Genomic DNA, 9,449 nt, shown 5'->3' with positions numbered 1-9,449 from the left:
CCGGCTCGCGGCTGGTGCGCGAGCCGCCGATGAAGATCGCGCGGTAGTAATTTTCCAGCGTTTGATTGCCCGGTGTTGCCGGCATGTGGCCGCCGACCACAGTTGCTGCGTCATGCGTCGAGGCGATCAGCGCGAGATAGACCGGAAAGGCGACGATGAGCACGCCAATCGTGAGAATGGCGTAGGCGATAAAATCACTCAGGGGACGGTGCTCGACCATCAGTACTGCACCTTGCGCTCGACGTAGCGGAACTGGATCGCGGTCAGCGCGATCACGATGATCATCAGTATCACCGATTGCGCGGCCGAGCCGCCGAGGTCACCGCCGAGACGACCATCGGCATAGACCTTGTAGACCATGGTGGTGGTGGCGCCGGCAGGTCCGCCGCCGGTGACGGCGTCGATGATGCCGAACGTGTCGAAGAAGACGTAGACGATGTTGACCACGATCAGGAAGAACGTCGTCGGCGACAGCAGCGGGAAGACGATGGTCCAGAAGCGACGCATCGGACGGGCGCCGTCGATGGCGCCGGCCTCGATCACGCTCCTCGGGATCGCCTGCAGGCCGGCGAGGAAGAACAGAAAATTGTAGGAGATCTGCTTCCACACCGAGGCCATCACCACCAGGGTCATGGCGTGGCCGCCGTTGAGCAGGGGATTCCAGTCGATGCCCATGCCGCGCAGCGGGCGCGCGAGCATGCCGAGCGACGGCTGGAACATGAAGAACCAGAGCACGCCGGCGACGGCGGGCGCCACCGCATAGGGCCAGATCATCAACGTCTTGTAAGGGCCGCCTGCCTTGAGATTCTTGTCGGCTTGTGTCGCGAACAGCAGTGCGATGGACAGCGAGAGTGTGGCGACCAGCGTCGAGAAGATGATGGTCGTCAGCATCGAGCGGTAATATTCCGGCTGCGCGAACAGCGCCTGATAGTTTTCCAGGCCGACGAACTCGGAGACGAGGCCGAACGCATCCTCGCGCAGGAAGGACTGCCAGATCGCCTGGCTTGCCGGCCAATAGAAGAAGACAACCGTGATGACGAGCTGCGGCAGCAGCAGCAGATAAGGCAGCAGACGGTTGTTGAAGACGGTGGACTTTTCCATTCAGGCGTCGCGGTCTTACCGGTGATGCGCGCGCTCCCTCCCGCAATTCGGGAGGGAGCGCCGGTTCAGCTTCGCCTACTTTGCAGTCTTCTCGAAGGTGCGCAACATGGCATTGCCGCGTGCGACGGCCGCATCGAGGGCTTCCTTGGCGGTCTTCTTGCCGGCCAGCGCCGCTTCGATCTCCTCGGACCATAGGTCGCGCATCTGCACCATGTTGCCGAAGCGCAGGCCGCGCGAGTTCTCGGTCGGCTCCTTGTTGGTGAGTTCCTTCAAGGGAGTCTGCAGGGTCGGGTTCTTCTCGTAGAAGCCGTCCTTGATCGATTTCTCATAGGCTGCCTTGGTGATCGGAAGATAGCCGGACTCCTGGTGCAGCTTGGCCTGCCGGTTGGTATCCGACAGGAAGGTGAAGAACTTGGCGACGCCCTTGTATTCTTCCGGCTTCTTGCCGCCCATCACCCACAGCGATGCGCCGCCGATGATCGAGTTCTGCGGGGCACCGGCGACATCAGGGTAGTAAGGCATCGGCGCCGAGGTGAAGTCGAACTTGGCCGTGCCCTTGGCGGTGGCGTAATAGCCTGACGAAGTCAGGAAGATCGCGCATTCGCCGGAGCCGAAACGGGCCTCATTGGTGCTGGTGCGCCCGCCATAGTCGTAAGTCTTGTCCTTCTGGAGATCGACAAGGTTCTGCAGGTGTTTGACGTGCAGCGGCGAGTTGAACTTCAGCTCGGTATCGAAACCGTCGAGGCCGTTGGCCTTGGTGCCGATCGGCACGTTGTGCCAGGCCGAGAACTGCTCGATATGCGCCCAGCTTGCCCAGGCGTTGGAGAAGCCGCAGGTCGCATGCCCCGCCGCCTTGAGTTTCTTGGCGGCGTCGAACACTTCCGGCCACGTCTTCGGGATTTCGGCGACGCCGGCCTTCTTCAATTCGTCCTTGTTGATCCACATCACCATGGAAGACGAGTTGAAGGGGAACGAGAGCATGTCGCCCTTCGAGGTCGAATAATAGCCGGTGATGGTCGGCAGATATGCCTTGGGGTCGAACGGCTCACCGGCATCCTTCATGAGCTGGTAGACCGGCTTGATGGCGCCGGTGGCGCTCATCATGGTGGCGGTGCCGACCTCGAACACCTGCATGATGTGCGGCGCGTTGCCGGCCCGGAACGCCGCGATGCCGGCGTTCATCGTGTCGGGGTAGCTGCCCTTGTAGGACGGCACGACCTTGTAGTCGGACTGGCTGGCGTTGAACTCTTCGGCGAGCTTGTTGACGATGTCGTTGTTGCCGCCGGTCATGGCGTGCCACCACTGGATCTCGGTCACAGCGTGGGCTGGCGTTGCAAGCGCCAGCGCAACCGTCACTGTCGCGGCTGCGCCGAATTGTCGAAGTGCCATGGAATTCCTCCGGGTTGGGTTCGTCACCTTCGTTTCGCGCGATAACAGCGCCGGATGACGTGCAAATGACCGTATAAGCGAAAGGATGGTAGTGGGAAAGCGTCAGCGGAGGGAAGCCGGAAAATAGGCGAAGGCCACAACGCTCCCGTCGCCCCCGCCTTGTGCGCAATTGCGCACAAGGCAGGGGCGACGATGGTTACCGCTTGCGGTCGGAGCCGCAGACCGCGCCCTTGGCGACCAGCGCAGCGATCTCGTCTTTGGAATAGCCGAACTCGCCGAGCACCTCGGATGTGTGCTGGCTGAATTTCGGCGGGGTACGGCGCAGGCTAGGCTTGGTCCGCTCCAGCCGGATCGGAGAGGCGACGCCCTTGTACCAGTCCTTTTCGATGATATCGCCGCGATGCAGCGTGTGCGGATTGGTCAGCGCCTGATCGATCTTCTGCACCGGACCCGCCGGCAGACCGGCCGCGAGCAGCCGATTGCAGAGCGGTTCGGCCTCGTGCTGGCTGAACACCGCGGCAAGCTCGGCGCGCAGTGCGTCGCGGTTGGCGATGCGGTCCTTGTTGCGGGCAAAGCGCGGATCGGTGCCGAGCTCGGGCTTGCCGATTTCCTTGGCGAGCTTGCGGAAAGTGCCGTCATTGCCGACGCCGATGAAGATGTTGTCGGTCCTGGTCGGGAAGATCGCATACGGCACCAGATTCGGATGCTCGTTGCCGGTCAGGCCCGGCGGCTTGCCATGCATGAAATAATTCGCGGTATGCGGATGCATGATCGCAAGGCCGGTTTCATACAGCGTGGTTTCGAGAAACTGTCCCAAACCGGAACGCTGCCGCTCCGACAGCGCCATCAAAATGCCGATCGCGGCGTAAAGCCCGGTCGTGATGTCGACCAGGGGAACGCCGATCCGCATCGGGCCGCTTTCGGGCGAGCCGGTTGCGGCGATCATGCCCGTCATGGCCTGGATGATGGCGTCATAGCCGGGATTGCCGCCGCGCGGACCGTCGGCGCCGAAGCCGGAAATCCGGCAATGCACCAGCTTCGGAAACTTCGCGCGCAGCACGTCGTTGCCGATGCCCCATTTGTCGAGCGTGCCCGGCTTGAAATTCTCGATCAGGACGTCGGCGGTCTCCAGCAGCTTCATCAGCACTGCGCGCCCGCCTTCGGAGGCGAGGTCGAGCCCGATCGAGCGCTTGTTGCGGTTGATGCCGACGAAATAGGCCGCGTCCTCCTCATGGAAGGGAGGGCCCCAGTCGCGCACCTCGTCGCCGGCCGGCGGTTCGACCTTGATCACGTCGGCGCCGTGGTCGGCGAGAATTTGCGTGCAATAGGGACCGCCGAGCACGCGCGTCAGATCGATCACGCGCAGGCCGGTCATTGCGCCGGTAGAACTCATGGAGAAGACCTTCGCTCAGGATGAAAATGGAGGTCCTGAGCTAGCGGTCTTCAGCCGCGGCGGCAATGGCGTGGCGCGCACAGGCGCATGACGCTGCCGCCGTAGCTGGTGTCGCAAAAATTCCGCGGGGTGAACGGCCCGTCGTATCAGTGACGGACCGTCCGGATCGCGTCGTCAGACGCCGCCGGTGGTGACACGACCGCCGGTCGCTATACGACCGTCAGGCGCACATCCACATTGCCGCGCGTGGCGTTGGAATACGGGCATACCTGGTGCGCCTTGGCGACCAGCGCTTCCGCTTCCGCCTTGGGAACGCCGGGCAGCGACACGGCGAGATCAATATCAAGGCCAAAGCCGCCTTCCGAACGCGGTCCGATACCGACAGTGGAGGTCACCGTGGCGTCCGCGGGTACCTTCGGGCCGCCCTGCGAGGCGACGAACTTCATCGCGCCGATGAAGCAGGCGGCATAGCCGGCCGCGAACAACTGCTCGGGATTGTTGCCGGCGCCACCGCCGCCGCCCAGTTCCTTCGGGGTTGCAAGCTTGACATCGAGCGCGCCGTCGAGGGTCGCGGCGGTGCCGTCACGGCCGCCGGTGGCCTTGGCGCTGGTCTTGTAGAGCACGTTCACGGACATGTTGGTCTCCCTTGGGTTGCCGTTTCGATGGCCCATATATTGCACGCAATTAGATTGCGCGCAATATAAATTATTGCGGGCGGCGCAATTTGATTGTATGCAATTGAAATCAAGCGCTTAGGACTCTAGATCGGGGCATGGGCGCTGCCTGCTAACGAGGTCGTGATGGCCAGGAAATCTTCGGCGGACTTTCCGCTCCGGCTCGACAATCAAATCTGCTTTGCGGTGTATTCCACCGCGCACGCGTTCAACCGCGTCTACAAGCCGCTGCTCGACAAGCTCGGCCTGACCTATCCGCAATATCTGGTCATGCTGGTGCTGTGGGAGCGCGACGGCGTCGCCGTGAAGGATATCGGCGAGCGGCTGTTCCTGGATTCCGGCACGCTGACGCCGCTGCTCAAGCGCCTGGAGGCCGCCGACCTCATCAAGCGAACCCGCAGCACGGAGGACGAGCGCCAGGTGCTGATCGCGCTGACGGCGAAGGGCGAGTCGCTGCGGGAGAAGGCGAGAGCCGTGCCGCAATCGATCCTGGCGGCGTCAGCCTGTTCGGTCGGTGAGCTCGTGACGATGAAGAACGAGATCGTCGCGTTGCGCGATCGATTGAATGCGGTGTTGGGGGAGTAGGGGGCTAGAAGGGGATTGCTCAACCGAAGCTCGCGAAGCGAGCGGAGGTTGGTGGAGCCAGGCGGGATCGAACCGCCGACCTCTTGCATGCCATGCAAGCGCTCTCCCAGCTGAGCTATGGCCCCGTAACTTTATCACTTGAGCACGATCATTTCAGAAAACTACTTTTCCAGATCATGCTCTCCCGCGAGCCTTGGGTGACTCGCGGGGAGACCCAGAACACAGTTCTGGACCGATCTCAAGTCTCTTCATCACCTCCGACGTCACCGATGATGTCGGTCACGTCTTCATCACCCTCTTCCTCGTCCGGAATGAAGGTGGAATCGTCGTCGTCATCGTCCTCGATGGTCTCATCGATCTCGATATCGTCTTCCGATTCGGGAACCTGCGCCTTGACCTTGCCGGTGTTTTCCTCGGCATCGGCCTCCTCGAGCGAGACCAACTCTTCGGCCTCGGCGGGCTCCGGCATGTCGGCGGTGGCCGTTGCGGCGGCGGCGGCGCGTGCGGCATCGCCACGACCGGCCCGCGGCGGTGCGATCGGCGCAATCGGCACGACCTCGCCGGTATACGGCGAAATCACAGGGTTCTTGTTCAGATCGTAGAACTTCTTACCCGTCGTCGGGCAAATGCGCTTGGTTCCGAGGTCGGATTTGGCCACGTGTGGATCCTGGGAATTTTTCGAAAAACGGTGCTTCACTTGGCTAGTTGAGGGCCCGGTGTCAATAGCACTTTGACGCATTTGACAGCGGCGTGACGCCGGGGGGTCCATGTGATACTGCGGCCCCCGCAGAGGACCCCAATCTTGACCCACTCCACCGTCCAAACCCCGCTGGAATCCCGCGCCAGCGGTTCCCTGACCGGGAAAGTCCGCGTTCCCGGCGACAAGTCGATTTCCCACCGCGCCCTCATCCTGGGGGCACTTTCGGTCGGAGAAACAAGGATTTCCGGCCTGCTCGAGGGCGAAGACGTCCTCAACACGGCCAAATCCATGCAGGCGCTGGGCGCCAGGGTCGAGCGGACCGGACCGTTTGCCTGGAGGGTCGCAGGCGTCGGCGTGGCGGGGTTCGCCCAGCCGGCTGCCCCGCTCGATTTCGGCAATTCCGGCACCGGATGCCGGCTGGTAATGGGAGCCGTCGCCGGCTGCCCGATCACGACGGTATTTGACGGCGACGCCTCCCTGCGGTCCCGCCCGATGCGCCGGATCCTCGATCCGCTGGAATTGATGGGCGCCAAGGCCGGCGAGACCAGGGAAGGTGGCCGCCTGCCGCTGACGCTGCACGGCGCGCGCGATCCCGTGCCGATCCTCTACCGGACCCCGGTGGCCTCGGCCCAGATCAAGTCGGCGGTGCTGCTGGCGGGGCTTGCCGCGCCCGGCGTCACCACCGTCATCGAACAGGAAGCCAGCCGCGACCACACCGAGCTGATGCTGAAGCATTTCGGCGCCGAGATCGTCTCGGCCAGGGAAGGCAGCCACGGCCGCAAGATCGCGCTCACCGGTCAGCCCGAATTGCACGGCGCCGAGGTCGTGGTGCCGGCCGATCCGTCGTCATCGGCATTTCCGATCGTGGCGGCGCTGATCGTCGAGGGCTCCGACGTGATCTTCTCCGACGTCATGACCAATCCGCTACGTACCGGCCTGTTCACGACGCTGCGCGAGATGGGCGGCTCCATCGAGGAAAGCGAAGTGCGCGGCGACGCCGGCGAGCCGATGGCCACCTTGCGCGTGCGCGCTTCCAAACTGCGTGGGGTCGAGGTGCCGCCGGAGCGTGCGCCCTCGATGATCGACGAATATCTGGTGCTGGCCGTCGCGGCTTCGTTCGCGGAAGGGACGACGATCATGCGCGGGTTGCAGGAACTGCGCGTCAAGGAATCCGACCGGCTGGAGGCGACCGCCGCCATGCTGCGCGTCAACGGCGTCAAGGTCGAGATCACGGGCGACGACCTGATCGTCGAGGGCCGCGGCCATGTGCCCGGCGGCGGCCTCGTCGCCACCCACATGGATCATCGCATCGCGATGTCGGCACTCGTGATGGGTCTCGCGGCCGACAAGCCGGTCAAGGTCGACGACACCGCCTTCATCGCCACCAGCTTTCCGGACTTCATTCCGATGATGCGCGCACTGGGCGCGGAGTTTTCGTGAGAAGGGCGCTTGCGCCGTTCAGGATGGCGCAAGCCCAAGGCTCGTCACCGCCTCGAGCCAGACCGGCGCTTCTTCCTTGTACAGCCTCTGCGTCTCCTCGAAGGTCATCGCGGTGTCGTCGACGCCGAATGACTTCATCACCTTCAGCACCTTTTCGGTCTTGCCGCCGGCGACGAGGAGTTTTGAGAGTTTCTGAATGACGTCCGCCGGTGTGCCCGCGGGCGCGGCGCAGCACTGGAAGCCGGTCAATTGGAAGATGCGCGATGTCGCGCCTTGCTCCTTGAAAGAGGGGACATGCGGCAGTGTCGACATCCGCTTGCGCGAGACCGCGACCGCATGGCCGCGGCCGCTTTGCAGCACGGACAATGCCGCGGAATAGCTACCGTGGGCGCCGTCGATAAACCCGCCGGCAAGATCGGTCCACATCGGCGCCTCGCCGCGATAGTGAACCGCTTCCATCTTGAGGCCGTACTGCTTGTTCATCTCGGCGACGGCCATATGCGCGTATGAGCCTGCGCCATAGGTGCCGATGTTGACCTTCTCGGCTTTCTTCGCATAGGCGACGAATTCATCGAGCGTCTTGGCGCCGGTCTTCTCGCTGGCGACGAAGGGCAGGCTGCCCGCCGGCATGATCGAGACCAGGATAAAATCCTTTTCGGCGTCGTAAGCGATGTCCTTGATAAGAACCCGGTTCATGATCATGGTCGTGGAGATCGTGAACATCAGCGTGTAGCCATCGGGCGCGGCGCGCTTGGCTTCGACGGCTGCGACCGATCCCGAGGCGCCGGCCTTGTTTTCCACCGTCACATTCTGCCCGGTCTCGGCCCGGATGTATTCGCCATAGGTACGCGCGAACAGATCGGTCTGCCCGCCGGCGGGATAGCCCGCGATGATCTTGATCGGCTTGGTCGGCCAGTCGGTCTGCGCGTGGGCCGAAGTCCCGATCAGCGGGATGGCCGAGGCGGCGGCCGCGCTGCCGATAAAACGACGTCGTGAAATGGCGTTCATTGTGTCCCTCCCGCCGGTGCTATTTCTGCAGATCCTTGAATGGAATTTCCCGGGCTCGTTTCAGACTAGAGACGGATAATGGCCTGGGCGAGGAACATTTGGACGCATCTGAAGCGCATCGGTTCGCTCTGCGGAATTCACGCTCCCCGATAGGAGATGCGACCGATCGGGCGCGAACTCCTCATCCTGCCGTCAACAACCTTTGGCGGCGGTCTTGACCATCATCGCCGCTCTGTGCACATGGCACGCATGATCATCGCTATCGACGGACCGGCGGCATCCGGCAAGGGCACGCTCGGCAAGCGGCTCGCTCACCATTACGGCTATCGCCATCTCGACACCGGCGTGATTTATCGCGCGGTGGCGAAGGCGCTGCTGGATCAGGGTTTTGACCTCACCGATGAGGCGCGGGCGGTCACGGTGGCGATGGAACTCGATCCCGAAAATTTCGGCCATCCCGAGCTGAAGTCGCAGCGCATCGGCGATGCCGCATCCGTCGTATCGGCGATCCCCAAAGTACGCGAGGCGCTGGTCAATTTTCAGCGCCAGTTCGCGGCCGACCCGCCGGGCGCCGTCCTCGACGGGCGCGACATCGGCACGGTGATCTGCCCGAATGCCGATGTGAAGATCTTTGTCGTCGCCGACCCGCAGGTGCGGGCCCAGCGCCGGACGCTGGAAGCGCTGGCGCGGGGCGAAGCCGCCGATGAGGCGGCGGTGCTGGCCGACATTCTCAAGCGCGACGAACGGGACAAGAACCGCGCGGCCGCGCCGCTGAAGGCCGCGGCGGACGCCCACATCCTCGATAACTCGAATCTCGATATCGAGGCCAGCGTGAGCGCCGCCATTGCGATCGTCGAGGCCGTCCGCGCCAGGCGGTGACGTTCTTGAGCCCCTGTCAATCGGGCCTGGATTTTGTCAGTTCTTCGCGTGCTTGCGGTCGAACGGCAATTGCTGTTCGGCCATCATGACGGGCTTCGACTTGGCATTCGACTTGGCCTCGGCAATCGCCTTGTCGGTCGCAAAAGCGGCCGGCTTGCCGGCAACGGCGGTAGCTACGGTAAAGACGGCGAATGCGGTCAGAGCGATCAGGCTCTTCATGGGTGGACCTCTCCCTGTTTTTTGGACCCGTGCCATCGTGTGGGACGGGCGCTTAAGGGCG

10 protein-coding genes, 1 tRNA gene and 1 pseudogene are annotated in these 9,449 nt (G+C 63.3%); 3 read left to right on the top strand and 9 right to left on the bottom strand.

The window, feature by feature from the left end; translation table 11 throughout:
• From CQ12_RS22625 to CQ12_RS22605, 5 genes and pseudogenes are all read right to left on the bottom strand, one after another.
• Positions 1–220, bottom strand: a pseudogene (locus tag CQ12_RS22625) (glycerol-3-phosphate transporter); the annotation flags it as partial.
• The gene (gene ugpA, locus CQ12_RS22620) at positions 220–1,101 is read right to left on the bottom strand and encodes a sn-glycerol-3-phosphate ABC transporter permease UgpA (RefSeq protein ID WP_057837508.1); all 882 of its coding nucleotides are present in this window, start codon (positions 1,099–1,101) and stop codon (positions 220–222) included. The pseudogene CQ12_RS22625 and the gene ugpA, both read right to left, overlap by 1 nt.
• A gap of 75 nt (positions 1,102–1,176) precedes the next feature.
• Positions 1,177–2,490: a sn-glycerol-3-phosphate ABC transporter substrate-binding protein UgpB gene (gene ugpB / locus CQ12_RS22615; RefSeq protein WP_057837507.1), complete on the bottom strand. Its 1,314-nt coding sequence runs from the start codon at positions 2,488–2,490 to the stop codon at positions 1,177–1,179.
• Positions 2,491–2,686: 196 nt separating this feature from the next.
• Positions 2,687–3,883 carry a CaiB/BaiF CoA transferase family protein gene (locus CQ12_RS22610; RefSeq protein WP_057837506.1) on the bottom strand — a complete coding sequence of 399 codons (1,197 nt, stop codon included), beginning with the start codon at positions 3,881–3,883 and terminating at the stop codon, positions 2,687–2,689.
• Between the two features lie 209 nt (positions 3,884–4,092).
• Positions 4,093–4,518, bottom strand: coding sequence for an organic hydroperoxide resistance protein (locus CQ12_RS22605; protein WP_057837514.1), 426 nt, complete (start codon positions 4,516–4,518; stop codon positions 4,093–4,095).
• A 165-nt stretch (positions 4,519–4,683) separates the two neighbouring features.
• On the opposite strand from CQ12_RS22605, the gene CQ12_RS22600 reads away from it, so the two are divergent.
• Positions 4,684–5,142, top strand: coding sequence for a MarR family winged helix-turn-helix transcriptional regulator (locus tag CQ12_RS22600; RefSeq protein WP_057837505.1), 459 nt, complete (start codon positions 4,684–4,686; stop codon positions 5,140–5,142).
• A gap of 49 nt (positions 5,143–5,191) precedes the next feature.
• On the opposite strand, the gene CQ12_RS22595 is transcribed toward CQ12_RS22600, so the two are convergent.
• Both CQ12_RS22595 and CQ12_RS22590 read right to left on the bottom strand, forming a co-directional pair.
• Positions 5,192–5,267: transfer RNA gene (locus CQ12_RS22595), tRNA-Ala, on the bottom strand.
• A 113-nt stretch (positions 5,268–5,380) separates the two neighbouring features.
• Positions 5,381–5,800 carry a TIGR02300 family protein gene (locus tag CQ12_RS22590; protein ID WP_057837504.1) on the bottom strand — a complete coding sequence of 140 codons (420 nt, stop codon included), beginning with the start codon at positions 5,798–5,800 and terminating at the stop codon, positions 5,381–5,383.
• A gap of 144 nt (positions 5,801–5,944) precedes the next feature.
• Between CQ12_RS22590 and aroA the strand changes: the two genes are divergently transcribed.
• A complete protein-coding gene (gene aroA, locus CQ12_RS22585) occupies positions 5,945–7,282 on the top strand; it encodes a 3-phosphoshikimate 1-carboxyvinyltransferase (RefSeq protein ID WP_057837503.1) in 1,338 nt (445 codons plus the stop codon).
• Positions 7,283–7,300: 18 nt separating this feature from the next.
• Here the strand turns inward: aroA and CQ12_RS22580 are convergent, their stop codons facing one another.
• On the bottom strand, positions 7,301–8,290 hold the full coding sequence (locus CQ12_RS22580; protein WP_057837502.1) for a Bug family tripartite tricarboxylate transporter substrate binding protein: 990 nt from the start codon (positions 8,288–8,290) through the stop codon (positions 7,301–7,303).
• Positions 8,291–8,539: 249 nt separating this feature from the next.
• Here CQ12_RS22580 and cmk point away from each other — a divergent pair, with 249 nt between their 5' ends.
• Entirely contained in the window at positions 8,540–9,169 is a 630-nt protein-coding gene (gene cmk, locus CQ12_RS22575) for a (d)CMP kinase (RefSeq protein WP_057837513.1), read from the top strand.
• A 36-nt stretch (positions 9,170–9,205) separates the two neighbouring features.
• On the opposite strand, the gene CQ12_RS22570 is transcribed toward cmk, so the two are convergent.
• Positions 9,206–9,388 (bottom strand): hypothetical protein, encoded by a 183-nt coding sequence (locus CQ12_RS22570; protein WP_057837501.1) that lies wholly within the window; start codon positions 9,386–9,388, stop codon positions 9,206–9,208.
• Positions 9,389–9,449: the final 61 nt, after the last annotated feature.

Origin of the sequence: Bradyrhizobium jicamae (assembly GCF_001440395.1) — a bacterium.
GTDB classification, from domain to species: domain Bacteria; phylum Pseudomonadota; class Alphaproteobacteria; order Rhizobiales; family Xanthobacteraceae; genus Bradyrhizobium; species Bradyrhizobium jicamae.
This window is presented reverse-complemented; position numbering and strand designations above follow the sequence as displayed.

Coding starts and splice junctions, on each gene's coding strand:
- ugpA (WP_057837508.1), bottom strand. CDS start 1,101: ATGGAAAAGTCCACCGTCTTCAACAACCGTCTGCTGCCTTATCTGCTG.
- ugpB (WP_057837507.1), bottom strand. CDS start 2,490: ATGGCACTTCGACAATTCGGCGCAGCCGCGACAGTGACGGTTGCGCTG.
- CQ12_RS22610 (WP_057837506.1), bottom strand. CDS start 3,883: ATGAGTTCTACCGGCGCAATGACCGGCCTGCGCGTGATCGATCTGACG.
- CQ12_RS22605 (WP_057837514.1), bottom strand. CDS start 4,518: ATGTCCGTGAACGTGCTCTACAAGACCAGCGCCAAGGCCACCGGCGGC.
- CQ12_RS22600 (WP_057837505.1), top strand. CDS start 4,684: ATGGCCAGGAAATCTTCGGCGGACTTTCCGCTCCGGCTCGACAATCAA.
- CQ12_RS22580 (WP_057837502.1), bottom strand. CDS start 8,290: ATGAACGCCATTTCACGACGTCGTTTTATCGGCAGCGCGGCCGCCGCC.
- cmk (WP_057837513.1), top strand. CDS start 8,540: ATGATCATCGCTATCGACGGACCGGCGGCATCCGGCAAGGGCACGCTC.
- CQ12_RS22570 (WP_057837501.1), bottom strand. CDS start 9,388: ATGAAGAGCCTGATCGCTCTGACCGCATTCGCCGTCTTTACCGTAGCT.